This is a genomic window from Desulfotomaculum copahuensis (assembly GCF_001655685.1).
GTDB lineage: Bacteria > Bacillota > Desulfotomaculia > Desulfotomaculales > Desulfovirgulaceae > Desulfotomaculum_G > Desulfotomaculum_G copahuensis.
This window is the reverse complement of sequence record NZ_LYVF01000047.1, coordinates 153,511-177,799: the sequence shown is the minus strand read 5'-3', so window position 1 is coordinate 177,799 and position 24,289 is coordinate 153,511. Positions and strand designations below refer to the sequence as shown.

25 protein-coding genes are annotated in these 24,289 nt (G+C 57.1%); 5 read left to right on the top strand and 20 right to left on the bottom strand.

The genetic code is table 11. From position 1 onward, the window contains the following. Positions 1 to 35: 35 nt before the first annotated feature. From A6M21_RS04115 to rpsB, 14 genes are all read right to left on the bottom strand, one after another. Positions 36 to 1,220 (bottom strand): MGDG synthase family glycosyltransferase, encoded by a 1,185-nt coding sequence (locus tag A6M21_RS04115; RefSeq protein WP_066666602.1) that lies wholly within the window; start codon positions 1,218 to 1,220, stop codon positions 36 to 38. A gap of 11 nt (positions 1,221 to 1,231) precedes the next feature. Further along, positions 1,232 to 2,944 (bottom strand): proline--tRNA ligase, encoded by a 1,713-nt coding sequence (locus A6M21_RS04110; protein WP_066666665.1) that lies wholly within the window; start codon positions 2,942 to 2,944, stop codon positions 1,232 to 1,234. A 116-nt stretch (positions 2,945 to 3,060) separates the two neighbouring features. Next, a complete protein-coding gene (gene ispG, locus A6M21_RS04105; RefSeq protein WP_078060372.1) occupies positions 3,061 to 4,179 on the bottom strand; it encodes a flavodoxin-dependent (E)-4-hydroxy-3-methylbut-2-enyl-diphosphate synthase in 1,119 nt (372 codons plus the stop codon). A 21-nt stretch (positions 4,180 to 4,200) separates the two neighbouring features. Next, positions 4,201 to 5,220 carry an RIP metalloprotease RseP gene (gene rseP, locus A6M21_RS04100; RefSeq protein ID WP_066666601.1) on the bottom strand — a complete coding sequence of 340 codons (1,020 nt, stop codon included), beginning with the start codon at positions 5,218 to 5,220 and terminating at the stop codon, positions 4,201 to 4,203. Positions 5,221 to 5,235: 15 nt separating this feature from the next. Beyond that, a complete protein-coding gene (locus tag A6M21_RS04095) occupies positions 5,236 to 6,417 on the bottom strand; it encodes a 1-deoxy-D-xylulose-5-phosphate reductoisomerase (RefSeq protein WP_066666600.1) in 1,182 nt (393 codons plus the stop codon). An 88-nt stretch (positions 6,418 to 6,505) separates the two neighbouring features. Then, positions 6,506 to 7,567: a sporulation integral membrane protein YtvI gene (ytvI, locus tag A6M21_RS04090; protein ID WP_066666599.1), complete on the bottom strand. Its 1,062-nt coding sequence runs from the start codon at positions 7,565 to 7,567 to the stop codon at positions 6,506 to 6,508. Positions 7,568 to 7,578: 11 nt separating this feature from the next. Continuing rightward, positions 7,579 to 8,367: a phosphatidate cytidylyltransferase gene (locus A6M21_RS04085; RefSeq protein WP_066666598.1), complete on the bottom strand. Its 789-nt coding sequence runs from the start codon at positions 8,365 to 8,367 to the stop codon at positions 7,579 to 7,581. Continuing rightward, positions 8,367 to 9,173 (bottom strand): undecaprenyl pyrophosphate synthase, encoded by an 807-nt coding sequence (uppS, locus tag A6M21_RS04080; protein ID WP_066666597.1) that lies wholly within the window; start codon positions 9,171 to 9,173, stop codon positions 8,367 to 8,369. The genes A6M21_RS04085 and uppS overlap by 1 nt, the downstream gene beginning before the upstream one ends. An 81-nt stretch (positions 9,174 to 9,254) precedes the next feature. Further along, positions 9,255 to 9,422 carry a DUF362 domain-containing protein gene (locus A6M21_RS04075; RefSeq protein WP_066666596.1) on the bottom strand — a complete coding sequence of 56 codons (168 nt, stop codon included), beginning with the start codon at positions 9,420 to 9,422 and terminating at the stop codon, positions 9,255 to 9,257. Between the two features lie 2 nt (positions 9,423 to 9,424). Beyond that, positions 9,425 to 9,625: a hypothetical protein gene (locus tag A6M21_RS04070; protein WP_066666595.1), complete on the bottom strand. Its 201-nt coding sequence runs from the start codon at positions 9,623 to 9,625 to the stop codon at positions 9,425 to 9,427. A gap of 4 nt (positions 9,626 to 9,629) precedes the next feature. Continuing rightward, positions 9,630 to 10,205: a ribosome recycling factor gene (gene frr / locus A6M21_RS04065; RefSeq protein ID WP_066666594.1), complete on the bottom strand. Its 576-nt coding sequence runs from the start codon at positions 10,203 to 10,205 to the stop codon at positions 9,630 to 9,632. Continuing rightward, positions 10,180 to 10,917, bottom strand: a complete 738-nt coding sequence (gene pyrH / locus A6M21_RS04060) for a UMP kinase (protein WP_242868763.1) — start codon at positions 10,915 to 10,917, stop codon at positions 10,180 to 10,182. The genes frr and pyrH overlap by 26 nt, the downstream gene beginning before the upstream one ends. Before the next feature lie 138 nt (positions 10,918 to 11,055). Beyond that, the gene (gene tsf, locus A6M21_RS04055; RefSeq protein WP_066666593.1) at positions 11,056 to 11,712 is read right to left on the bottom strand and encodes a translation elongation factor Ts; all 657 of its coding nucleotides are present in this window, start codon (positions 11,710 to 11,712) and stop codon (positions 11,056 to 11,058) included. A 127-nt stretch (positions 11,713 to 11,839) separates the two neighbouring features. Continuing rightward, on the bottom strand, positions 11,840 to 12,544 hold the full coding sequence (rpsB, locus tag A6M21_RS04050) for a 30S ribosomal protein S2 (RefSeq protein WP_066666592.1): 705 nt from the start codon (positions 12,542 to 12,544) through the stop codon (positions 11,840 to 11,842). A 248-nt stretch (positions 12,545 to 12,792) separates the two neighbouring features. Between rpsB and A6M21_RS04045 the strand changes: the two genes are divergently transcribed. Continuing rightward, complete coding sequence (locus A6M21_RS04045; RefSeq protein ID WP_066666591.1) at positions 12,793 to 15,132, top strand: PAS domain-containing protein; 2,340 nt, start codon at positions 12,793 to 12,795, stop codon at positions 15,130 to 15,132. A 37-nt stretch (positions 15,133 to 15,169) separates the two neighbouring features. Here A6M21_RS04045 and A6M21_RS18275 read toward each other — a convergent pair whose 3' ends face one another. After that, positions 15,170 to 15,355 carry a hypothetical protein gene (locus A6M21_RS18275; protein ID WP_151191790.1) on the bottom strand — a complete coding sequence of 62 codons (186 nt, stop codon included), beginning with the start codon at positions 15,353 to 15,355 and terminating at the stop codon, positions 15,170 to 15,172. Between the two features lie 160 nt (positions 15,356 to 15,515). Between A6M21_RS18275 and A6M21_RS04040 the strand changes: the two genes are divergently transcribed. Then, complete coding sequence (locus A6M21_RS04040) at positions 15,516 to 16,958, top strand: NAD(P)/FAD-dependent oxidoreductase (RefSeq protein WP_066666590.1); 1,443 nt, start codon at positions 15,516 to 15,518, stop codon at positions 16,956 to 16,958. A gap of 151 nt (positions 16,959 to 17,109) precedes the next feature. After that, positions 17,110 to 17,277 carry a hypothetical protein gene (locus tag A6M21_RS18625; protein WP_161485998.1) on the top strand — a complete coding sequence of 56 codons (168 nt, stop codon included), beginning with the start codon at positions 17,110 to 17,112 and terminating at the stop codon, positions 17,275 to 17,277. 212 nt (positions 17,278 to 17,489) lie between these two features. Here A6M21_RS18625 and A6M21_RS04035 read toward each other — a convergent pair whose 3' ends face one another. After that, positions 17,490 to 18,203, bottom strand: a complete 714-nt coding sequence (locus A6M21_RS04035; RefSeq protein WP_066666589.1) for a hypothetical protein — start codon at positions 18,201 to 18,203, stop codon at positions 17,490 to 17,492. An 18-nt stretch (positions 18,204 to 18,221) separates the two neighbouring features. After that, complete coding sequence (locus A6M21_RS04030; protein ID WP_078060371.1) at positions 18,222 to 19,520, bottom strand: sulfite exporter TauE/SafE family protein; 1,299 nt, start codon at positions 19,518 to 19,520, stop codon at positions 18,222 to 18,224. 763 nt (positions 19,521 to 20,283) lie between these two features. Here A6M21_RS04030 and A6M21_RS18620 point away from each other — a divergent pair. Beyond that, a complete protein-coding gene (locus tag A6M21_RS18620) occupies positions 20,284 to 20,433 on the top strand; it encodes a hypothetical protein (RefSeq protein WP_161485997.1) in 150 nt (49 codons plus the stop codon). 32 nt (positions 20,434 to 20,465) lie between these two features. Next, positions 20,466 to 21,443: a sulfite exporter TauE/SafE family protein gene (locus A6M21_RS04015; RefSeq protein ID WP_066666586.1), complete on the top strand. Its 978-nt coding sequence runs from the start codon at positions 20,466 to 20,468 to the stop codon at positions 21,441 to 21,443. A gap of 1 nt (position 21,444) precedes the next feature. On the opposite strand, the gene A6M21_RS04010 is transcribed toward A6M21_RS04015, so the two are convergent. The 3 genes from A6M21_RS04010 to A6M21_RS04000 form a co-directional block, all read right to left on the bottom strand. Continuing rightward, on the bottom strand, positions 21,445 to 22,113 hold the full coding sequence (locus tag A6M21_RS04010; RefSeq protein ID WP_066666585.1) for a hypothetical protein: 669 nt from the start codon (positions 22,111 to 22,113) through the stop codon (positions 21,445 to 21,447). 109 nt (positions 22,114 to 22,222) lie between these two features. Next, positions 22,223 to 23,047: a TIGR02186 family protein gene (locus A6M21_RS04005; RefSeq protein ID WP_066666584.1), complete on the bottom strand. Its 825-nt coding sequence runs from the start codon at positions 23,045 to 23,047 to the stop codon at positions 22,223 to 22,225. Beyond that, positions 23,047 to 23,970: a sulfite exporter TauE/SafE family protein gene (locus A6M21_RS04000; protein WP_066666583.1), complete on the bottom strand. Its 924-nt coding sequence runs from the start codon at positions 23,968 to 23,970 to the stop codon at positions 23,047 to 23,049. Before A6M21_RS04000 ends, A6M21_RS04005 begins: the two co-directional genes overlap by 1 nt. Between the last annotated feature and the right edge of the window lie 319 nt (positions 23,971 to 24,289).

Below are 24,289 nucleotides of genomic sequence, written 5' to 3'. Positions count from 1 at the left end.
GCATGAGCTTTTAACGCGGGAGAACGCCGGGCTGATCACGGAGCAAATTCATTTGCATACGTTTCCCGTCCCGCCTCACCGTTCTCCAGCAGGCCGGTGAGTAGTTCCAGCGTCGCCCGCGCCGCCTGCGGCCGCCCCAGACGGGCCGCGGCGGCGGACATCAGGCGCAGGCGCTGCGGGGAGGAAAGGCAGGCAGTCAATGCGGCCACCAGTTCCCTGGTACCGTCCACTTGCAGCGCCGCTCCGGCCTGCTGCAGAAACTGGGCGTTCCGTTCCTCCTGCCCGGGCAAGGGGTCGCTGATGAACATGGGCAACCCCTTGGCCAGGGCTTCCGCGCAGGTTAGCCCGCCGGCCTTGCCCACCATTAAATCGGCGGCGGACATCAGTTCGTGGATGTTCTGAATAAAACCAAACACCCGCACCGGATTCTGCAGCGTTCCGGCTATGCGTTCCAGTTTGGCGCGCAACTGCTCGTTGCTGCCCGCCACCACCATGATCTGGCAGCGAACATCACTGTTGCCCAGCGCCTGCACCACATCGGCCAGCGGGCCCATACCCAGTCCGCCCCCCATCACCAGGACGGCAGGCAACCCGTCCGCGAGACCCAAACCGGCACGCACGGCCCGGCGGTTCACCGGCCGGGCAAAGGAAGGATCAATCGGTATGCCGGCGGCATGTATTTTGGCCGGGGCGATACCCTGCTCCTCCAGCAGGCGGCCCAACTGGCGGTCGGCCACCGTATAGGCGTCCACACCCGGGAAGACCCAAAAGGGGTGCACGGTAAAGTCTGTTATGGTGGCCACCAACGGTACGTTGAACATATCCTGCTCTTTCAAGCGGTCCAGAATCCCCACCGGAAAGGGGTGGGTGCAGACCACCAGCTGGGGTTGATGCTGTCTTAAAAACTGCACCAGCTTAGGAGCGGTCAGCTTGTTTAAAATGCGGCTGAATTCCTGCTTGGCAAATCCGGAAAGAGGCTGACCGCTTTCCGCCTGCCGGTAAAGATATCCATAAACCACCGGGGTAATCTTGAGCATTTCCATATAGGTGCCCAGCATGACTTTTTCCAGCAAGGGACTGGTGTAACGGAACGTGTCCAGTATAATTACCCCGGCCTGTGGATTTGTCTCCAGCACGGCGGCCTTGAGGGCCGCAGCCGCACGCATATGGCCCGCGCCTGCCGACACGGACAGGATTACCACCCGTTCGAGGAAGGCCATAATCATCCCCTCTAACTTTGAGCTAAAATCTGCCGCACCGTTTCCACCACATCGTCCACCGGAACCGGTACGGTCTCCCCGCCACCCCGCCGGCGGACCTCCACCTGGCCGCTTTCCACCGTCCGGTTGCCGATGGTCAGGCGCAGCGGATAGCCGATTAAATCGGCGTCCTTGAATTTTACTCCCGGCCGTTCGTCCCGGTCGTCCAACACCACTTCCATGCCGGCAGCGGCCAAATCGCGGTAAACTTTTTCCGCCAGCGCCATATGCGCGGGTTCCTTATTGCTCACCGGTACCACCACCGCCTGATAGGGGGCGATGGACACCGGCCAGATGATGCCGTTTTGATCGTGATTTTGTTCAATGGCAGCAGCCATAGTACGGGTGACTCCGATGCCGTAGCAGCCCATGACCATGTACCGGGTTTGGCCGTTTTCATCCACATAGGTGGCATTTAAAGCCCGGCTGTATTTCTCCCCCAGTTTGAACACCTGCCCCACTTCGATCCCCCGGGCCGCTTCCAGGGGGGCGCCGCAATGCGGACAGGGATCCCCGGCCCGCGCCAGGCACAAATCGGTCACCAGGTGCGGGGTGAAGTCACGGCCCGGGTTGACATTGATCAGGTGGGTTTCATCCCGGTTGGCCCCGGCCACCGCGTTGACCAGGGCCATCACTTCCCGGTCAGCGATTATTTTCACGCCCGGCAGGCCCACCGGCCCGGCAAAGCCCACTCTGGCGCCGGTAATTTGCCGCACTGTGGATGCGTCGGCCAACTCCAGGCGCAGTACGTTCGCCGCTTTTTGCAGCTTGATTTCGTTTACTTCCCGGTCCCCGCGTACCAGGGCGGCGACAACGCCCTGTTCCGTCCGGTAGAGCATGGTTTTGATGATTTGGCGGGGATCAACGCCCAAAGCGGCGGTAACCTGGGCCACGGTATGACTGCCGGGGGTGGACGCCTCCTGCAGGGGTGCCGGTTCCCCGCCGGCGGTCCACAGGTCCGGCGGTGTTTCCGCCCGCTCGTCATTGGCGGCGTAGCCGCAGCTTTCCTGCGGACAAAAGAGCACCGTGGCCTCGCCCGATTCAGCCAGAACCATGAATTCATGAGTGTCCTTGCCGCCGATGGCGCCTGAATCGGCTTCCACCGGCCGGAAGCGCAGGCCGCAGCGCTGGAAGATGCGTGTGTAGGCCCCGTACATCTTTTTATAACTTTCATCCAGTCCGGCGGTATCCCGGTCGAAGGAATAAAGGTCCTTCATGATGAATTCCCGGCCGCGCATCAGTCCGAAACGCGGCCGCCGCTCGTCCCGGTATTTGTTCTGAATCTGGTAAAGCAGCCGGGGCAGTTGCCGGTAGGAGGAAATCTCGTGGCGCACCAGGTCGGTGATGATTTCCTCGTGTGTCGGCCCCAGGCAAAAGTCCCGGCCGTGCCTGTCTTTCAGACGAAAAAGCTCCGGACCGTACACGTCCCAGCGGCCCGACTCCTGCCACAACTCGGCCGGCTGAATCACCGGCATCATGATTTCCTGGCCGCCTTCGCGGTCCATTTCTTCCCGTACGATTTGCTCGATTTTCTTGATCACCCGCCAGGCCAGGGGCAACAGGGTATAAACCCCGGCCGCGGCCTTGCGGATGAATCCGGCCCGGAGCAGCAGTTTGTGGCTGATTACTTCGGCTTCGGCCGGCACTTCCCGCAAAGTGGGAATAAACAACTGACTTGCGCGCACCACCAATCCCCCTAAACAACTTCTTTTTTCACGGGTAATTTAATTTCCCCCGCCGGGCCGCAATGCGGCCCCATTCTTTACGCCATCCCGGCAGTATTGCCGGAACAAATACCTTTCTATTCATTTCCGGCCGGACGCGGTGAATTTTCTCCCGCTCCTGCCCGCCGGATCCCGGTCTCCACCCCCGCCAGCCTTCTCACTTCCCGCACCAACTCGTCCACCAGTGCGGCGGCGGGAACACGCCGGATCACGCGGCCGTGGCGGAACAACAAACCGTCGCCCTTGCCGCCGGCAATGCCCACGTCGGCGTGCCGGGCTTCACCCGGCCCGTTGACGGCACAACCCATTACGGCCACTTTCAGTGGCCGGTCGATGTCTTGCAAAAGTTCTTCCACCCGGTTGGCGATGGGAATCAAATCAATTTGCGTCCGGCCGCAGGTGGGACAGGAGATCAATTCAACGCCCCGCCGGCGTAAACCAAGCGCCTTCAAAATTTCATACCCCACCCGCACTTCTTCCACCGGATCACCGGTTAGGGAAACCCGGATGGTGTCGCCTATGCCCATAGCCAGCAGGGCGCCGATACCCACCGCCGACTTCACCGCGCCCGAGCGCACCGTGCCCGCCTCGGTGACCCCGACATGAAAGGGGTAGTCCACTTCCCGGGCCAGCAGGCGGTAGGCCTCAATCATCAAAGGCACGTCCGACGCCTTGAGGGAAATTTTGATTTCCCGGAAATCCAGTTCTTCCAACAGGCGGATGTGCCGCCGGGCGCTTTCCACCAGCGCCGGTGCGGCCGGGGCGCCGTATTTGGCCAACAGGTCCTTCTCCAGCGATCCGGCGTTGACGCCGATACGGATGGGTACCTGCCGTTTTTTTGCCGCTTCCACCACGGCAGCCACCTTTTCGCGACTGCCGATGTTGCCCGGGTTGATGCGCAGTCCGTCCACACCGGCCTGCAGCGCGGCCAGGGCCAGGCGGTAGTCGAAATGGATATCGGCAATCAACGGAATGCCGATCGACGCCCTGACTGCCGGCAGGGCGTCCGCCGCTGCCGCATCGGGCACGGCCACCCGCACGATCTCGCAGCCGGCCGCGGCCAGGCGGTTGATTTGCGCCACGGTGGCCGCCACATCCCGGGTATCGGTATTGGTCATGGACTGCACGGAAACCGGTGCGCCGCCGCCCACCTGCACCGTACCCACCCGGACCGGGCGGGTTTTCCTGCGCTGCACGATACTCCCCCCTCGCTCCGGTTACATGATCTGCAGCACGTCATTATAGGTGATCACCACGATGAGCAGCAGCAACAGGCCGAAACCAACCAGATGAATGAAGTTTTCCTTGGCTGGATCCACCGGCCGGCCGCGCAGGCCTTCCACAGCCAGAAAAACCACCCGGCTGCCGTCCAGTGCCGGAATGGGCAGCAGGTTGAACAGGCCCAGATTGATGCTTAAAAAGGCAGCCAGTTGCAGCAGGTAAAAGATGCCCATACCCACGGCGGTGTGGATTTCCTGCACGATACGCACCGGCCCGCCCAGTTCGGCCGGGGCGCGTCCGGTAATCATCTTGCCGATAAAATCCAGAATTAAAACTGAAATGCGTGCGGTGTATTCCATTCCTTTGCCCACGGCGGTGAACAAGCCCATCCGCTGCATTTCCTGGGATGGGTATATGCCGATTTTACCCTGTCCGGACGGATCCCTGGCCGTGACCAAAGTGATGTTCTTCCGGTTTTGATTCCGTACAACCGTTAAATCAATCCGCCTGTCCGGAAGGCCGCTGATCAACTGGCTGATCTGCTCCCAGCTCTGCACCGGTTGCCCGTCGATGGCTACAATGCGGTCTCCCGGCCGGAGGCCGGCTTTTTCTGCCGGTTGACCCGGTAACAGCTTGCTCACGGTGGTGGTGGGAGCGGGCATCCCCTGGGCGGCAAAAATCACCGCCAGCAAAAGCGCCGCCAGCAGGAAATTCATCAGCGGACCGGCCACAATAACCAGCGCCCGCTGCCAAACCGGCTTTTTGTTAAAACCGCGTTCATCGTCCGCTTCCTTGTCTTCCGGATCCATGCCGGCCATACGCACAAAACCACCGAGCGGGAGCAGGCGCAGGTTGTAGGTGGTTTCCCCCCGTGGCAGGCCGGCCAGCCTGGGGCCGAACCCGAGGCTGAATTCATGCACCTTTATCCCGGCCAGTTTGGCCACGATAAAATGGCCGAACTCATGAAAGAAAATGAGCAGACCGAAAACAACAATGGAAGCCCAAAGTGTCTGCATAATATCGCCTCCATTTCAATCCCGGCGGCAGCACGGCAGCTGTTCCCGGTCCAATGCCCGCTGCGCATATTCACGCGCCCAGGCGTCGGCGGCCAGTATTTCCTCCAGGGAGGCGCCGGAAACAGCCCGGTGGGCATCGAGCACCCGTTCCACCAGAACCGGAATACCGGTAAAGCCGAGGCGCCGGTCGAGGAAAGCCTGCACCGCCACTTCATTGGCTGCATTCAACACCGCCGGCATGGTCCCCCCCGTGCGGGCAGCGGCGGAGGCCAGTTTCAGACAGGGGAAGCGGCGCGTATCGGGTGGCAAAAAAGTCAGCCTCATCGCCCGCCGCCAGTCCAGACGGGGCACCGGACCGGGCCAGCGCCCGGGATGGGACAAGGCATACTGGATGGGCAGGCGCATGTCGGGTACTCCAAGCTGGGCCAGCACCGCCCCGTCCACAAATTCCACCATGGAATGAACGATACTCTCCGGATGTACCAGCACCTGGATCCGGTCCAGAGCCACTCCGAACAGCCAGTGTGCTTCCATGACCTCCAGGCCCTTGTTCATCATGGTAGCGGAATCAATTGTGATTTTGCGGCCCATGTGCCAGTTCGGATGGGCCAGGGCCATTTCCACCGTGACCGCGGACAAATCCGCCGGTTCATGCAGGAACGGCCCGCCGGAAGCGGTGAGAATGATTCTGTCCGGCGCGCCCGGCGGTGCGCCGGACAAGCACTGCCAGACCGCCGAATGTTCGCTGTCCACGGGCAGAATCCGGACACCCTTTGCTTTGGCCAGACCCATCACCAGTTCCCCGGCGGCCACCAGGGTCTCCTTGTTGGCCAAAGCGATATTCTTGCCCGCCATTAGCGCGGCCACCGTCGGTTCAAGGCCGGCCGTACCGGTGACGGCGGAAAGCACCACAGCCGCACCGGGGCAGGTGGCCACAGCCCGCAGTCCTTCTTCGCCCCAGTGGATTTCCGGCGGCCGGCCGCCGCCGTCCAAATGCTGCGCCAACTCCCGGGCTTCTTCCGGCCCGGCCAGGGAAACCACCCGGGGATGAAACTGCTTGATTTGCTCCGCCAGCAAACGCCAGTTGCGCCCGGCGGCCAGCCCGGCCACCCGGTAGCGCCCGGGCAGGCGGCGGATTACCTCCAGGGACTGCCGGCCGACGGAGCCGGTACTGCCCAGGATAACTATTTCCTTCATTATACACCCCTGCATTCAATTATGCCATTTCCAACCGGCCGTGGAAACGGTCTGCATACACACAAACCAAACCCGGCTCACGCACATTCTAACGGCTGCCGTAAATAGTCTTCACCGCCGCCTGCAGCGCAATCAAGGAGAGCGGTCCCAGGATCAGACCGGCCACCCCGATTGACTTCAGGCCGACATACATGGCCAGCAGCACGGCCAGGGGATGCAGACCCAGATTGGCGGCCACCACCCGCGCCTCCAGCACCTGGCGCACGGCCCAGACCAGCAGGTAAAGAAACAGCAGCTTGAGCCCGAAGGCCACATGACCGCTGAACAGCGCCCAGGCGGTCCAGGGAATGTATACCGAAGCCGGTCCGAGCACCGGGATCAGGTCGAACAGTCCGATCAAAAGACCGATGGTCAGGGAATACTGCGCCCCAATCAGATACAGGCCGGCGATGCTCTGCACGGTGGTCAGGGTGATTAACAGGGACTGGGCGCGAATATAGCCCAGCGCGGCGCCAACCACCTGCCGGACCACATCCAGCACCCGGGCGCCCCATGGTTCCGGGGCCGCTTTGAGCCAAAGGTTCACAATCAGGTGGCGGTCCCGGCTGATAAAGTAGGTGGCCACCAGCGCCACCACGATAGTTGTAACCGCGTTGGGCAGGGAGGTAACCAGGTGCAAAAGCCATACGGCTACATTGCCGGCAAAGTTCGATAGCCAGTCGGTGAATGTGCCCATGTTTTTCTGTAGATGAGCGGTGACCGCCGGCGGCAGCTGAAAATAAAAAATTTTCCCCTGCTCCACCAAACGGCTGATATTGTCCTGGACCGGCCCGGCATAGTGAGGCAGGCGCACCGAAAGCTCATTCAACTCGCCCACCAGGCGCAGGATGAGCAGGGTGAGCAGGCCGCCCAGGCCGCCGATGACCACCAGCATGGCCAGTGCTACCGCCAGTGAGCGGTTCAGCCGCCGGCTGAACAACCGGACCAGCGGTTCCATTAAAATAGCGATGGCCGCCGCCAGAATAAAAGGCGTCAGCACCATCAGAACAAAATTCAATATGACCAGCGCTTCCGGTACCACGTACTTCCAGGCCAGGTAAAGCAGCAGGACGGTGGTCACCAGAACGGCTACCCGGATATACCTGGGCACCGGTAGTCACCTCAACTTATTATAAACTTGGCCACAAAGTAGTATACCAGGGGCGCGGTAAAGAGCATGCTGTCGAAACGGTCCAAAATACCCCCGTGACCGGGAATCAGTCCGCCGGCATCCTTCACACCGGCTTGTCTTTTAAATGCGGACTCCACCAGATCGCCCACCTGGGCGGCCGCGCCCAGCAGCACCCCTAAAAGCAAAACCGGTCCGCGAGGCAGAAAAGGATAGAGATACAGAAACACAAGCGCCGCCAAAACGCTGCCCGCCACCCCCCCGGCGGCGCCTTCGACAGTCTTGCCCGGGCTCAACACCGGTGCCAGATGATGGCGGCCCAAAGAGCGGCCGACAAAGTAAGCCAATGTGTCGCTGGCCCAGGTGCCGGCCAGGGTAAAGGTGAGCCAGATCCACCCGGCGTCAAATAAACGCATCAAGTAAAGATAGGCGAACAAACCGATATAAAGCGTGGCCAGCAGGGCGGCCGCCCCGTCCACCGGCGTGTAGCCCGGATACAACAGTACCGTGACGGCCAGGAACAGAATCACCACCAGTGTGATGGCGGCGGCAAATCCCTCGTCCTTGTATAGATATGCGCTGCCCAGCAGCAAAAGACTGCCCAGCATGGCCAGCCACAGGGGCGGGCGCAGGTTCAGGCGTTCAAATATCCCCACGATTTCCAGAATGCCGAGCAACATGAGAACGGCAACCAGCAACAAGAGGGCGATACCGCCATGCCAGACCGCCAGTATAATCAGGGGAATGCCTGCCGCTGCGCTTAAAATTCGCTGCCGGAGCACTAATTTTCACCAGCCTGAGATTTGATTAAACCGCCGAAGCGCCTCTCCCGGCGCTGGTAGTCCACCAGCGCCTGCAACAAGTGCACCTTCCGGAAGTCGGGCCACATTACCGGCGTCATCCAGAATTCCGTATAAGCCAGCTGCCAGAGCAAAAAGTTGCTTACCCGGTAATCGCCGGCCGGCCGGATCAACAAATCCGGGTCCGGCTGACCCGCCGTATAAAGATAACCGGCAATGACCGGCTCGTCAATAGATTCGGGGAACAGGCGGCCGGATGCCACCTCCCGCGCGATCGCCCGCACGGCCTCCACCAGTTCGGTACGTCCCCCGTAATTCAGGGCCAGATTCAAGGTCAACCCGCTGTTGTGCCTGCTCCGTGCAACAGCCACCTGCAGCGCCTCCCCGGCTTTTGCCGGCAGTTCGTCCAGTAGTCCGATCGGGTGAATGCGGATATTGTTTTGGCAAAGTTCGTCAATTTCCTTGTGCAAATACTCCACCAGCAGGTTCATCAAAAAATTCACTTCGTCCGTGGGACGTTTCCAGTTTTCCGTCGAAAATGCGTACAGGGTCAAATAACCAATGCCCAACTGGGTGCTCAAGCGGACTATATCCCGGATGGATTCCATGCCGGCCCGGTGACCGAAGGTGCGGGGCATTCCCCGCCGCCGCGCCCAGCGCCCGTTGCCGTCCATGATGATCGCCACATGCCGGGGCAGGCGCTGCCGGTCCAACCGGGCCAGCAAATCCTCTTCCGACAGTTGGCCTTTTTTACGCTCACGCCAATTGCGCACCAGGTCCTTGAGCATGGGCCGGATAATCCTCCTTCTTACCTGCTGCGGGGAACAATTTATATAAACAACCCCCTCCGGAAGAGGGGGTTATTTCCATTATTCCTCGATAATGGCTCCGGTGGGGCAGGCATCAATACAGGTGCCGCAATTCTCACATTTATCGGGATCAATCTGGTAGATGTCACCTTCATTAATCGCCTCGTTGGGGCAGGACTCGGCACATGTCCCACAAGCCAGACATTCATCAGTAATCCGGTAGGCCACCGCTACACCTCCTTTCCCATTTCCCGGGCCACCGTCAGCACACCGCACCGGCTGCCCGTAATCTCAAAACGGACCACCCGGGGTTTCCCGGATGGTTTACCGCCCGGCGGCGCGGTTTCCCGGATCTCAACCATCCACCCGGCAGCCGCACAGCAGGCCAGGGCGGCAGGTAAATCCATGGCCAGCACATCCGGCACGTCCATGGATCTATACCTGCATAATTTCTTTTTCTTTTTCAGTCACCAGGCCGTCGATTTCCTTGATGAATCTGTCAGTGATTTTTTGAATGTCATCAGTCGCCCGGCGCAACTCATCTTCGGATATGTCACCGTTTTTCTGCTGTTGCTTGACCGCTTCATTGGTGTCCCGGCGGATATTGCGCACGGCCACCCGGCCTTCTTCAGCCTTCTTTTTAACCACTTTGACCAGTTCGGCCCGCCGCTCCTGAGTCAACTGGGGAATGGCCAGACGGATTACCGTACCGTCACTGGCGGGGTTGATGCCCAGATCGGATTTCATGATTGCCCGCTCGATCTCCGGCAGGACCGATTTGTCCCAGGGCTGAATGACCAACAGGCGCGCCTCGGGGACGGAAATATTGGCCAGCTGGTTGATCGGGGTCGGCGTACCGTAATAGGAAACCATAATCTTCTCCAGCAAAGCCGGAGTGGCCCGGCCGGCGCGCAGGGAGGCGAATTCCCGCTTGACCACTTCCACGGTCTTTTTCATATTGCTTTCGGCTTCAACAATGTGCTGATTAGCCAACCTGATCACCTCCGACATAGGTACCGACATTTTCACCCATCACCGCCCGCTTGATGTTGCCTTCCCGGTTCAGGTTGAACACTACGAGCGGAATGCGGTTGTCCATACACAGGGAGGTGGCGGTAGCATCCATCACCGCCAGACCCCGGTTTAACAGCTCAATATAGCTCAGCCGCTCAAAGCGGCAGGCACAGGGATTTTTCAGGGGATCGGAATCATAAACCCCGTCCACCTGTTTGGCCATGAGTATGACCTCGGCTTCGATTTCCGCCGCCCGCAAGGCGGCGGTGGTATCAGTGGAGAAATACGGATTGCCCGTGCCGCCACCGAAGATGACCACCCGCCCTTTTTCCAGGTGCCGGATGGCCCGCCGGCGAATATAAGGTTCGGCCACTTCCTTCATCTCAATCGCCGTTTGTACTCTGGTCTGCACTTCCAGTTTTTCCAGGGCGTCCTGCAAGGCCAGGGTATTGATCACCGTGGCCAACATGCCCATGTAATCGGCCGTGGCCCGGTCCATGCCCTTGGCGCTGCCGGCCACGCCGCGCCAGATATTGCCGCCACCCACCACTACAGCAAGTTGCACGCCCATCTGGACTAGTTCTTTAATCTGACAGGCGATGGATTTGACCACATCCGGGTCGATGCCGTAACCACGGTTGCCGGCCAGCGCCTCCCCGCTCAACTTCAGGATCACCCGTTTGTATTTTGGTATCTCTGTGCCATCTATGATCCCACCGCGCAGATCATACACTGTGACCGGCTCATGTTCGGGCGTTTCTGTCACAGCTCAAGCCTCCAGTCTCCCGGAATAATTCTACGGCAGGTTAAAAAATCCTTTTCCCACCCGGCAAATTTTCCAAAGCAGTCAATCATTCCGGGTGGCGGAAGCCACTTCGGCGGCAAAATCATCCTGCCGTTTGGCCAGTCCTTCACCCAACTCGTAGCGTACAAAACGGCGGATGCTGATTTTTTCCCCTATTTTAGCTACTTTTTCCGTCAACAACTGCTGCACGGAAATGTCGGGATCTTTGATAAAGGGCTGGTCCAACAGGCAAACTTCTTTATAGAATTTTTCCAGGCGGCCCTCCACCATTTTTTGAATGATTTTCTCCGGCTTGCCCTCATTGGCCGCCTGCGCCGCCAGTACTTCCTTTTCCCGGTTCAGCACACTGTCCGGCACTTCCTCCCGGCAGACGTATTCCGGCCGTGCGGCGGCAATCTGCATGGCGATATCCCGGACAAAGCTGCGGAAATCGTCTGTCTTGGCCACAAAATCAGTCTCGCAGTTAACCTCCACCAGCACACCGATGCGGCCGCCACCGTGTATGTAGGAGTCCACCACGCCTTCTGAAGCGATGCGGCCCGCCTTTTTGGCCGCCGCAGCCAACCCTTTTTCGCGCAGAAAATCAACTGCTTTTTCCATATCGCCGTCAGTAGCGGCCAATGCCTTTTTGCAGTCCATCATACCGGCGCCGGTGCGTTCCCTGAGTTGCTTGACCATGGCCGCAGTTACCTCAGCCATATGCATCCCCCTTTGATGCCAGGTTTTTCCTAAATGTATTATTGCCATAAAATAAAGGCCTCAAACTTAAAAAAGCAGGGGTTACCCGGCATTTAAACGATTGCGGGCCCCCCACCTTTTCAGCTCTTTATTGTGCCTGGGCCAGCTGTTCGCCCTGCCTGCCTTCCAGCACGGCATCAGCCATCTTGCCGGTTAAAAGACGGACGGCACGGATGGCGTCGTCATTGCCCGGAATGACATAATCCACTTCGTCGGGGTCACAGTTGGTATCCACGATGGCCACGATGGGGATTTCCAGCTTGCGCGCTTCGGCCACGGCAATGCGTTCCTTGCGCGGATCGATGACAAACAGGGCGCCAGGCAACCGGCGCATCTCCTTGATCCCGCCCAAAAACTTTTGCAGCCGTTCCTTTTCATGCATCAGTTCGGCCACTTCCTTTTTGGGCAGCAACTGCAGGGTGCCTTTTTCCTCCATGCGCTCCAGTTCATGCAACCGGTCGATGCGCCGGCGGATGGTCTGAAAATTGGTCAGCATACCGCCCAGCCAGCGCTGGTTGACATAAAACATGCCACAACGCTCCGCTTCCTCACGCACCGAGTCCTGCGCCTGCTTCTTGGTACCCACAAACAAAATGGTACCACCGCCGGCAACCAGGTTTTTGACAAAATTATAAGCTTCGTCCACCTTGCGCACGGTTTTCTGCAGATCAATAATATAAATGCCGTTGCGGTCGGTAAAAATGTAAGGAGCCATTTTCGGATTCCAGCGCCTGGTCTGATGTCCGAAGTGCACCCCGGCTTCCAAAAGCTGTTTCATGGAAATAATTGCCACATTAACACCTCCTCCCGCCCGGTTTTTCCTCCGCCGCCGTCATCTCCCGCCAGGACCCGCATTAAGCAGGCACCCCTGAAGAAATCCGGCGCGCGTGTGTAGTTTACACCAGGAAGTATTCTAACATAAAGCTGTTCTTCTGGCAAGTTAAACTGCGGAAAACTTTGACATGGCCGGGCTGGTTAAAAGAGGAATTACAGCCGGACACGTCAAATTAGTGATCAGTTTTCCTGGAGGTGGCCGGCCGTATGTCTGAAAAAACATGGCGTCTGTCAATGATGGTGGCGCCGCTGGTAATGTTGCTGTTTTACTTCGCCTTTTACGAGAACCTGTCCATCCACGCCAGGCTGGAGGCCAGCAACCGCCGGGAGGTTCAGCAGGCCGTGGGCGGCCGGTTGGAAGGCTACATCGATGAATTGCTCATGCTCAGCCGGGCCGCCGCCTCCCTGGATTCCATCCACGAACAGGACCGCTCCAGCCTGCACCGGCGCCTGGTCAATCTGGCCCAGGACTTCCCCTTTGTCAGCAATATTGTGTTCATTAACAGCCGCGGTGTGGTGGTGGACAGCCTGCGCGGACAACCGGGCGCCCGGGTGCCGGATCTGCGTGCCATTAAAGAGACACTGGACGGCAATGCCATTGTATCCAACGTCACCAGGGGGTTTTTGCTCAAGCGGCCGCTGATCTACGCCCAGTCACCGGTTATTGGGCAGAACGGCCAAATCTCCGGTGTAGTGGCTGTTTCCGTAACGATTGACGATCTGGAGTCCAGCCTGGCCGGCTTGACCCTGCAGGATACCAGGGTGATTTTAATGGATGGCCTGGGCAATCTCATTTTTCACTCGGGAACACCTTTCACAGCGGAAGAAAATAAGGATTTGCCCCCCCAGTTGCGAACCTTCCCGCTCAACCAGGAGCAAAGTATTTTTCTGGACGGCAATTCCTATATTGTTTACGTTTCCCCGGTGCGCAACACCGCCTGGCGTCTGGCACTGGTCAAGCAAGTGGCTACCATCCCGGAACTGGCCATCAGCGTGACATTACGCAACACCTTGATTTTACTGACCGCCCTTTTACTCGCCCCGGGTATGTATAAATATTACCAGATCCGGCACAAGCACTTCCTGGCTGAAACCCGCGTCCAAAAAGAAAGCATGGAAAGATCCTTTATCCTTGACATGCTGAACAGCACACCGCTGGCCATCCTGACTGTGGATAACAATATGTATGTCAGTTACGCCAACAAGGCCTGGGAGGAGTTGACCGGCTACAACGAGACGGAAGTGCTCGGCCTTTCCACCCTGGAAATCGAAAACCTGCTCCGGATTCAAGCCCTGCCGGGGCAAAAACTGACACCGCCGAAAGACGGCGAGATGTTCGCCTGCCGGCACGTGATCATCAGGCGCAAAAACGGCGAAAAAATAAACGTGGTTCAGGACAACTGCCCGTTTATGCGCGGCACCGGCCGTGAGGGCACGGTGCTGTTTTTCCAGGATGTGAGCACCATGGTCAAATATCATACTTTGAAACAAACTTCCGACACGGTGCTGGAGCAAATGCTCGGCGGGGTGATGGTGGTGGATGAAACGGGCCGTCTCACCATGCTCAACCGGGCGGCTGAACGCATTCTCAACCTGCCCGGGGAAGGCGTTTTGGGACGGTTCATCCCGGAGATTTTTCCCGGTACGGGCAAAGAGCACCTGCTTACGGTCCGGGCCATGGAAACAATGCAAAAAGCCGGACCGCTGGAAGTAAAATATCAGATCGGCGGACGGGAATACTGGCTATTAGTCAGCGCCGACGTGCTTACCGACGCCCTGGGCAACTTTACCGGCGTGGTCACTGTGTTTCACGATATCACCGAACTGCACAAACAACAGGAACTGGATCAGCAGCGGGAAAAACTGGCCATGGTCGGCCAGATGGCCGCCGGGATGGCCCACGAACTGCGCAACCCGCTTACTTCGGTAAAAGGATTCGCCCAGTTGCTGAGCAGCCGCCTGAAAGACACCAAAAATCAGGAGTATCTGGATATCATCATCCAGGAAATCGACCGCATCAATGAGATCATCAAGGATTTTCTCCTGCTCGCCAGGCCGCGGACGCCAAAGGGCGAACCACTGGACATCAACCAGTTGCTCGGACAGTTGTCCATTCTGGTGGAAAGCCAGTGCATACTGATGCAGGTAACCCTGGAAAAGAAACTGACCCCTGATCTACCTTTGATTAAAGCCGAGGGGGATCAACTGAAACAGGTCTTTTTAAACCTGACTCACAACGCCCTGCAGGCTATGGAAAGCTCGCCGCGCCGGGTGCTCACCCTGGCCACCGGGCGGGAGGGGGATTATGTGGTGATATCCGTCCGCGATACTGGTCAGGGCATGTCCGAAGAAGTGCTGTCCAGGCTGGGCACTCCTTTTTTCACCACCAAAGAAACCGGCACCGGCCTGGGTCTGACCGTTTCCTACCGTATTGTAGAAAACCATCGCGGCCGGGTGGAGATACACAGCCGGCCCGGCCAGGGTACGGAATTCCGGGTCTGTTTTCCGGCCCTGACCGCCCGGGAAAATGTACTGGCCGGCAATTAATTGCCGGCCCGCCGGAATTTTATTTTGCGCAAAGCTTTTATGAACATTTCTGGCACTGGGGCGTCTCCCCCGCAAACATCTTCTTTTGCCAGGCCGCGCAACCGCCGCAGAAAGCGCGGTTGACCACCAACTGTCTTACGGCGTCATAGATATTCCAGCATTTTTCACAAACGTTGAGTCCGGGCACCATCTCTACGTCCTGCCGTCCGCATACACGGCACATTTATCCCACTCCCCCGGTTTTTATTTATATTTTACCCGCCGTTTACCGTACCGTCTGTCGCCCGGACGACCATGAAACAGTTTGCGGACCAAAAAGGAAAATGAAGCAGCGACAGCGAATAATAAAATAATAATAATTCCCGGTTATAAGGAGACATGGCATGGGTCCCTCCCCTTTAATCCGCTTCCTGGAAGCACGGCTGTCCCATCCCGTTCCTACGCCGCATTGGCCCCACCAGCCCACCGGCGGCCTGCCCGAGGGGTCCACGGTGGTGATTGTGGGCGGCGGACTGGCTGGAAGCGCTTTTGCCCGCCAGTTGCTAATGCTTTGCCGGCGGGAGAACAGGAGTATCAATATCAAATTGGTGAACAGCACCGGCTGCAATTATTGTGGCGGACTGGTCACCGATCTGGCCCGGAAAACCATGGAACAGCTGTATGAGCTGGAAATGCCGCCAAACCTGGTGCTGGAAAAAATCGAGGGATGCCATTATGTCAACCGCCAGGGCAGCGTGGCCGTACAACTGCCCGCGCCGCTTACTTCCACCCTGCGCACCAGCCGCTTCGGCGTACCGGGTTTCGACGACGCAATCAAAATGCGCATCCTGGAAGGGTTGGAAGACCTGGGTCATTTGTTCACGCTGATTGAACCGACGGTGGTCAAGCGGCTGATTCCACCGCACGCCACTTCCAGCGGCCGCTGGCGGGTAATCTTGAGCCGGCGCAATCCCGATCACACCCCGCAGGAGCTGTCCGCCGACCTGGTGGTGCTGGCCAGCGGCTTCAATTCCCTGCACAAACCGATGCTCAACCGGTTCATGAAGAGCACCGGCTATACTCCGCCGCCCGTATTTCAGGCTAGCGTAACAGAAGTAAATACTTCCACCGCCCTGGTCAACCGGGTCGGGCGGCGGGTTTACATGCTGGACGGTATTGTGCCCGGCACCATGCTGGCCTTTATTCCGAAAGGGAAAAACTGGCTGACATTGACGGCGTTGAACAAGAAACTGGACTTCCACGACCTGCGTCTCCTCTTCGCCCATCCGTCGATCCGGGAAATCATCGACCTGCCCAATCCGGTGGAGGCGCTGCGCTGCCACGTGGTCTGCCCGGCTTTTATTTATTCCGGCCCATCACCATGCTTTTACGGCGACGGTTGGGTGGCCGCCGGGGATCTGTCGGGTTACGGACGCGTGCTCAAAGACGGCTATTTCGCCGCCTTTTGGGGCAGCTGGCTGGCCGCCCGCACCGTTTTTTACCACGGCATCACCCGCCGGGATTTCGCCCGCTACTACCACCGGCCGCTGCACCGGTTCAGCCGGGAAAACCTGCTCGGCATAGCCTTGTTCAACCTGAACAACAGTTTGGGACACCGTCCCTGGTTCAACCGCCTGCTGCTCACAGCGGCCCGGGAGGAAATCCGCGGCCACAGCTACGGCTGGGCCGTTCACGCCGCCTTCCGGGCGCTGAAAACAGGCCGCCTGCCCTACTGGCTGATCGGCCTGCTTTTTCTGCTCGGCGTAGGTCGTTATGTCTTCGGGCACCCGCTGCAGACGATAAAAACCCTGCTTTGTACCGGCGAACGTTCTCCAATTTCCCCCTGACCATCAAGTATCAGATGGTTCAGGTTACTTTTTGATTGTGACTCAGGTTACATTTAAAGAATAAATTTACAAGTGAAATAATTAACTTGACTAAATATTCTTGACATTTATCCCCGGTTACCCTACTATATGAACAAAGGGGGTGCCGGCTATGCCGCAAAGAGAATATTGCGTCCAGGAACCCCGGTGGGTACAGGTTGCCGCCGCGATTGTAGACGGAGTGGGGATTACATCGATTCTCGTGTTAACAGGCACATTGGTGGCCAAAGCATTTTTCCCGGCCGCTTATAATGTTGCCGGTAAATTCTTGGGCTGGTAAAGTAAATCTTATGCTTGTAAGTGTTTCTTTTTAATATATGCTGTGAATAAGCTCACGTTTATAAAAACAGCACCACCGCCTACATAGTGAAATAAAGAACGGGCAAGGACACTGATGTCATTGCCCGTTCTTTTCCGGCCGCGCCCCGGAACCGCCATCACGGCGTTTTCAAGGCGGCGACTGGAACCATATCTTTAACCGCCATGCACCGTTTAAGCTTCCTGCTTCTCCTTTGCCCTGGTGGTGGTGATGCCCAGCCCCTCAAAGAGGTACATGATGGCAAACCCGTACCAGATGGTATAGACCATATAGAAAAGCAGCATGAAGGTCAGTGTGTTGCCCCGTTCGGATACTTTTACCGCCGGTATGTCGCCGAAGTTATAGGCCGGCTCAAGCGCCTTGGTCATCACCGACCCGGCGAACTGTCCCCGCGTGGCGTCATTTTGCTGCAGATATTGCTTTTGCAGCGGGCTGAATAGCGTCCACCAGTAATAGGTGGCCTCCCGTGCCTTCATGCCGGGCAGCACCGTCGACCCGGCCTTGCTTCCCTGCTTGAAGGCAACATCGGCGTCGGCCAGCGCCTTTTTGGCAAGCAGGCCCAGATCCCCGTTGACAGTCACATTCAATTTATTTACTTTCACCGCGGCCCCGGCCGCCGTGAGCAGGTTGCTTATGCCAGTCGCCTGGTCCGCTGATTTTGTCTTCACTGTGACGGTGAACTGCTGACCGGTGAACTTGTCTGCGCTTTTCACCACACCGGGAATCTTATATGTCGACCCCTTGCTCAGGGAATCGAACAGGTTGTCACTGAACTGCAATATTGTCCGCCCGTTCATTACCGGGCTCAGCACCACGGCGAACACAGCGAAGAAACAAAGCAGCATGATCAGACCGACGAAAAATTGCCTTTTATGAACAATAATCATGTAAAGACACCCCCTTTACTATCGCTCCACGCTGACCGGGCTGGACATCTCGGCAGCACGGGCCTTGCCGGCATTTTGGAAGAAGGCGATCAGAATCCAGACCGAGAAGATCGCCACCAGAACAAAGAACACCACATTACCCACCTGATTGATTATATTGCCTGTAGCCGTATTTACTTTCAAATAGCCGGCGTTGGTCAATGTTCCGGGCAGGGCGCAAATACGGTTGACAAAACCGGCCAGAATGGTCAGCGCGTAAAAGGCGCGGATCTGAGAGCCTTTGACGTACTTGGTCACCAGGGCGCCCAGTTGCACGCCGACCAGTGAGCCGAGCAGCATGCCCATGCAGATGCTGTAAAACACATAACCGTAAATGGCGTACTGGGCGACGGACGAATACCCGGTGGTAAAGATAATCTGTAAAATGTCCGTGCCGACCGTGGTGAAAGTGGAAACGCCCAGACCATAGACGAAAATGGGGAAGGTCAGGAAACCGCCGCCCACACCCATCACGGACGCCACCATACCAACGATGAAACCGACGATGATCAGCGGGTAAATGGAGATGCTGCGCCCGCCGGCTACAATATCCTGATCGAATGTCACCCGCGGCTTGAGCGGAATGCCCTGCAGCCATTTGGCGAAAGCCGTGGTGGCTTCTTTAGTGGACTGCACCGACTTGGTCCGGCTCAGCCGGATCCAGTCATAAAGGGAATAGGCGCCCAAAATACCCAGGATAACCACATAGACCAGGCTGATGAAGGCGTCACTCAAGGCCGGGCTTTTGGCATAAACGGCCCGGTTCAGCGTGGCCCCGACAGTAACGCCGGTCAGTGAACCGACCACAAACCACACCGCCATCCACAGATTGACGTTGCCCAGTTTTTTATGAATTACCGTACCCATAATTGCTTTGGCAAACAGGTGGAACTGGTCTGTACCCACGGACATGATCCCGCGTACACCGATACTCATCAGGGCGGGGGTGAGCACATAACCGCCGCCGGCACCAATGCAACCGGTGATCAACCCGGCCATCAGACCGACAAAAATGGAGCCGATGAACATTTGTGAGGTCACGAAAGTGGGCATATACGCCTTGCTGCCTCCGATGGTATCCGGCAGCGTACCGGCCATGGCCAGCTCGACTCCGACGCCAAGAATAACCGGCAATAAGGCCAGAAAAAGCATTTTTTTACGCCGGCCGAGGATCACCTTGCCCATCTCGTACTCCCATTTTGCCTCGGCTTTTACTCCGGCCGTCATCATTTCACCAACGGTCCAAAAGCCGGATATAAAACGTTTGAACATACCCATAAATAAACACCTCCTGATCTAACCTTTTTACCCGTCCGGGCCAGCCCGGACGGCACCGGGCGGAAACCGGATTAAAACCGGTGCACCGCACTCCCGGGGCGCCGGCCGTCGTCGCAACACAAGCCGCAGCCCCGCCCAACCCCGTCAAGATCAATGTTCCGCCCGCCACACGTATACTGCCGAATTTCAACCGCACGTACATCCGGCAACCGCCACCGGCCTGATTGAACGGCATCACCTCCTTAAAGCGCATTGCAGATTGTCAACTACTGCCGGCCGGAACCGGAACCGGCAAGATTGATAATTATTTCACAATTCACCATTTTTAAAAATCCCTTGCGGGATGTTTGTGATCTCATTCACTTTCACATAGTTTACGCCCCCCGGGCCGTGCTGTCAAAACCGGCAGACAGTTATTTTTTAAATATTTTGCTTGATTCCTCGACCTTGTTACGTTTTTCGGACATTTACGGCAGATAACAATTTTCCCTGACAATTGCCAAAAACAAAACATTCTGCAAGCCGGGAATAACCTGCCCCGTTATATGAACAAATGCAATTTTTTTGAAACTGCTTCCGGGTCAGAGAAACAAAGAAAATCTTCTTACTTGTGACCTAATTCACATATCCATGCTTTTTCAAGTTTTGTGATTACCGCGTCTTTGATATAAAATGCTTGTTGAACGATTATTACAGGGGAAAGTAGACCAATCCATACTTGTTATTTAGGACACATGCGAATGGTCATAAGGGGGTGATTGGGATGATCGAAGGCTGGAACAATTATCTGCTTCATCTTTATCAAAATTACCAGGTCTTATTCGCCGTTTTTGCCGTACTGTTTTTTTGCGCCGCGGGCGTAACCCTGGAAGCAGCGGCGCGCTGGCCATTTTCCGGGCGAAACAAGGAGTAGCCGGTGAAGAAGAAAAACAAGGAGGGAAAACTATGCTTTATTTGCCTCTGGCCGGTTTATTCATCAATCCGCAGGCGCTCTTCATCACCGGTGTCTGCGTCGGCATGACCGGTGTCATTATTGGATCATGCGCCCAACTGATGCTGGTACCCGTACTCAACCTTTTCGGCCTGCCGGCCGCGCTTGCCGTAAGCACCGGGGTAACCCGTGATTTCAGCCGTTCCGCTGTTTCCCTGTTCGAGCGGGCGCAATTCAAAAACGCCCATCGGCGCCTGGCCTTGTTGCTTTCCCTTTTCGGCCTGGCGGGAGCAGCCGGCGGCTGTCTGATCATGGTTTTATTATCCGGGATCAACGCCGCAGCACCGGTAATGAATGCAATTTATACCCTGCTGCTGCTCATGGCCGTCTTTTTGCTGTTGCTCACCCGTTTCGGGAAACGCGACTGGCCGGGCACGCTGTTCCCCCGTTTATCTCCACCCCGGACGGAATTGAATACCATCCGGTTCAGCTGGCGGGATGCGGCCTGGCAGGGATTGTTGACCGGTTTTTTAAGCGGCTTTTTGGGCCTGGGTGGCACCTGGACGGGAAAAGCAATGCTAGCCCGCTATCTGGGGGCACCAGTGCCGGTGGCCAGGGATACCGCCCGTTTAAGCGGGCTGATCATCAGTACGGGAGCGCTCTTTGCATGGGCATTGTCAGGCAGGCTGGAAGTAATTGCTTCGCTTATCTTGATTGCCGGTCTGATCATTGGACGGAGCACCTGTTCACTCTGGACGGAAAGTATAACCCGCTCCCTGTTCCCAAGGCTGGCCTGCGCTGCCATGATGGTGCTGGCGGCGGCATCCCTGCCGGCCAAACAGGCGGGAGCAGGCGAAACTGCCGGTATCATCACCCTCGGCGGCATCGTCCTGTGCTGTGCTTTGATGCTGATTTGTTTTTCCGGATACGGCCTTTTCAAACGCATCCGGCCGGAACGGATCAAGACGGCCGCGGCGCATCAACACCGCTAGATCAAACAATGCCCAGATCGTTCAAGACCGGCTTGGTCACGGTAATGAAATCGGCCAATTTTTTGGCTACCAGCGGGGCGTTGCCCTGCTGGGCTATTTTATAGGGCAGCGCCACCTTCAGGCGGTACTTGCCGGTTGCTTCCACTTTGGGCAGTTCCCGCTCCAGCGTCTCACCAAGCAGCTTTTCCAGATGTTCCTTTTGTTCGATCACCGGCAAAAAAACCTGCTTTTTATATCCGTCCATAACCAGATCCAGCACCAGCAAATCTTCTCCCCGCCTGGTCCCCTTGCGTGGACGGGTGCGTCCGATACGGTAGTAAATATTACGATTGCCGAAAACCTGGATACATTTCCACGATTCGCTGATTCCGAGGTATTGCCCGGGCAGGGCGTAAATCATTTTGATATTCCGTTTTTCCAGAATCTCACGGGTCATAACCAATACCTCATCCATAAATTCACCGAAAGATTTGACCGGTATGGCGGACTCTTCCTCCGTTTCCGGTACGGCCTCCCCTTTCAACCAGCGCTCGAACCAGTCCAGTACTTTTTTCTGCTCCCCGGCGGCGCGGGAACCTCCGGGCGGCCAGGTCCGGCGTCCGGCCTCGCAATCTTTGAGAAAGGCCTCCTTTTGCTTTTTGAATACCTCGATAAAATCCTGCTCCTGCATTGCTCTTACCTCCCGCAATAAATTATCCGGTGCCGGAGAACGGGCTATGCCGGGCGGCAACCACCGCCGCCCGGCCCGCCCCGGTTCAAGCGCCCTGAAACCGGATTTTTTAATGATGCGCGCTGACCCCTTCGTCCCGGAAAACATATTTGTTGATTAGCTTGAACAAACTTGCAATAATAATGCCTGCCGCCAAAGCCACGGCGATGCATAATACACCATAGGCTACTGCATTAGTCTGGGCCATGTTGCCCAGTGTACGTACCAGACCGATGTTGACCACCGGCAACTCCGTAACGGCGGAGGCCGCTATCCGGCCGTCCTTGACTGCGTAAGCGGTGATCTTGGTGCTGCCGCGGGGCACGTCCGCCGGGACATCCATCACCGCCTGATATTGCCCGCCATCCACCTTTACACCGTAGTCCGCCAGGCTGTATAAACCGCGGCTTTTATTCAGGCGCACCAGTCCGTCAAGGTATTCCTGCGCCTGTGCCGGCGGCAGGATGATGCTTTGCTCTTCATGTTTTTGAATTACCTGCGCCTTGCTGCTGAGCGCTTTGAAATCCGGATCGAGCCCCAAGCGGCTTTGCAAACCGGCCGGCAGGGCGGAAATTTTGTCACTACTCATTATTTTGTACATACCCGGCATACCTTTGACATTCACCGTGGCCACCGTCATGTAAAACAGGCCGCCTTTTTTACCTTTCTTGCTTAATCCAACCGGCCGGTCGGGCGACTCCATCTTGAGCAGTACCTGGCAGCCGGGCGGCACCTGGCCGGATACTTTCAGCTGGGAACCGGAAAAGTTCACACCCACTTCCACCGTGTCCGGCTGCGTGATTACAGTCACCGGATCGGCCATGGCCAGGGGTGCGCCCGTCAAAACCAGGAAGAACGTCATCACAACCAGACAAACAGCTTTCAACGGTTTCATCAATGGCCGCCTCCTCCCTTGGTCAAGCCGATTATATCCGCCGGCGCACTGATTAGTCCGATGAACATTTGCACCATCACCGCCAGCACAATCACCGCCAGCAGGATGCGCAACTGCTCGCCCCGGAAGCGCTTGCTGAACCGGGCACCCACCTGGGCGCCGATGGTGGAACCGCAGAAAAGCAGCACCGCCAGCACAATATCCACCGTATGATTGGTAATCGCCTGTTGAAATACGACATTCATGCTGGTGAACACAATCTGGAACAGGTCGGTGCCGATGGCGGCCATGGTCGGCATGCCCAAGAGGTAGATCATCGCCGGCACGGTGATGAAACCGCCCCCTACACCCATTAACGCTGCCATCAAACCGACCACGAACCCCAGTCCGACCACAAAGAGAATGGAAGCCCGGATACCGCTGACCTTGAATTCCGTCTGAAAGGGCATGGATATCATCAGCCGCTTGAAAACTGACGGTTTGCTCACATCCGCCTGTTTTACCCTGCCCCGCAGGGCATTTAAACTTTCAATGAACATGAAACTGCCAATGCCGGCCAGAACCACTACGTAAATCACCTTTACCGCAAAATCATAATTGCCCATGCCACGCAGTATCTTGACCAGCTGCGCGCCTACAGTACCGCCCATAACGCCGCCCACCAGAAATATAATACCCATTTTCATATCCACATTGCCCAGGCGCTTATGGGCAATCGCCCCGGAACTGGAGGCGGCTACAATCTGGTTGGAATCCGAGGCGGCGGCCACCGCCGGCGGCACACCGACCATCATCAGCAACGGGGTGAGCAAAAACCCGCCTCCGACGCCGAACAGTCCGGACATTATCCCGACCAGGCCGCCCAGTCCCATGATCAAGAAGATGTTTACCGGCATGCCTGCAACAGCCAGATAAATACTCATAAGCCCTCACTCCTCTACTTCTTTTTATTGTTTCTCTGTCTTCCTTCTCAACCCAAAATAATACAGTTTCAGTTCAGGGAGTGAATTTGTACGGTCTTGCACCGGCGGCTGTCGTCCGGTTCCCCCTACCGGCCCGCCGGTCACGCCGCATTTCTTAATATCCGCTTCCCCGATAACAAACTACCCCTTTAATATCAGGAAATATCTTTTAAATAATATCACCTCCCGGACGGAAATGATTGTGCGGCCGTGCACAAGTCCGGCCAACATCATCTTTCACAAACCAGAAAATTTCTGCAATCCGGCCTTAAAAAATGCT

What these genes read in the sequence shown, in the direction of transcription:
- A6M21_RS04115 (WP_066666602.1), bottom strand. Translation starts at nt 1,220, where the DNA reads ATGGCCTTCCTCGAACGGGTGGTAATCCTGTCCGTGTCGGCAGGCGCG.
- rseP (WP_066666601.1), bottom strand. Translation starts at nt 5,220, where the DNA reads ATGCAGACACTTTGGGCTTCCATTGTTGTTTTCGGTCTGCTCATTTTC.
- A6M21_RS04095 (WP_066666600.1), bottom strand. Translation starts at nt 6,417, where the DNA reads ATGAAGGAAATAGTTATCCTGGGCAGTACCGGCTCCGTCGGCCGGCAG.
- uppS (WP_066666597.1), bottom strand. Translation starts at nt 9,173, where the DNA reads ATGCTCAAGGACCTGGTGCGCAATTGGCGTGAGCGTAAAAAAGGCCAA.
- A6M21_RS04070 (WP_066666595.1), bottom strand. Translation starts at nt 9,625, where the DNA reads ATGGACGTGCCGGATGTGCTGGCCATGGATTTACCTGCCGCCCTGGCC.
- frr (WP_066666594.1), bottom strand. Translation starts at nt 10,205, where the DNA reads ATGTCGGAGGTGATCAGGTTGGCTAATCAGCACATTGTTGAAGCCGAA.
- tsf (WP_066666593.1), bottom strand. Translation starts at nt 11,712, where the DNA reads ATGGCTGAGGTAACTGCGGCCATGGTCAAGCAACTCAGGGAACGCACC.
- A6M21_RS04045 (WP_066666591.1), top strand. Translation starts at nt 12,793, where the DNA reads ATGTCTGAAAAAACATGGCGTCTGTCAATGATGGTGGCGCCGCTGGTA.
- A6M21_RS18275 (WP_151191790.1), bottom strand. Translation starts at nt 15,355, where the DNA reads ATGTGCCGTGTATGCGGACGGCAGGACGTAGAGATGGTGCCCGGACTC.
- A6M21_RS04040 (WP_066666590.1), top strand. Translation starts at nt 15,516, where the DNA reads ATGGGTCCCTCCCCTTTAATCCGCTTCCTGGAAGCACGGCTGTCCCAT.
- A6M21_RS18625 (WP_161485998.1), top strand. Translation starts at nt 17,110, where the DNA reads ATGCCGCAAAGAGAATATTGCGTCCAGGAACCCCGGTGGGTACAGGTT.
- A6M21_RS04035 (WP_066666589.1), bottom strand. Translation starts at nt 18,203, where the DNA reads ATGATTATTGTTCATAAAAGGCAATTTTTCGTCGGTCTGATCATGCTG.
- A6M21_RS04030 (WP_078060371.1), bottom strand. Translation starts at nt 19,520, where the DNA reads ATGGGTATGTTCAAACGTTTTATATCCGGCTTTTGGACCGTTGGTGAA.
- A6M21_RS18620 (WP_161485997.1), top strand. Translation starts at nt 20,284, where the DNA reads ATGATCGAAGGCTGGAACAATTATCTGCTTCATCTTTATCAAAATTAC.
- A6M21_RS04015 (WP_066666586.1), top strand. Translation starts at nt 20,466, where the DNA reads ATGCTTTATTTGCCTCTGGCCGGTTTATTCATCAATCCGCAGGCGCTC.
- A6M21_RS04010 (WP_066666585.1), bottom strand. Translation starts at nt 22,113, where the DNA reads ATGCAGGAGCAGGATTTTATCGAGGTATTCAAAAAGCAAAAGGAGGCC.
- A6M21_RS04005 (WP_066666584.1), bottom strand. Translation starts at nt 23,047, where the DNA reads ATGAAACCGTTGAAAGCTGTTTGTCTGGTTGTGATGACGTTCTTCCTG.
- A6M21_RS04000 (WP_066666583.1), bottom strand. Translation starts at nt 23,970, where the DNA reads ATGAGTATTTATCTGGCTGTTGCAGGCATGCCGGTAAACATCTTCTTG.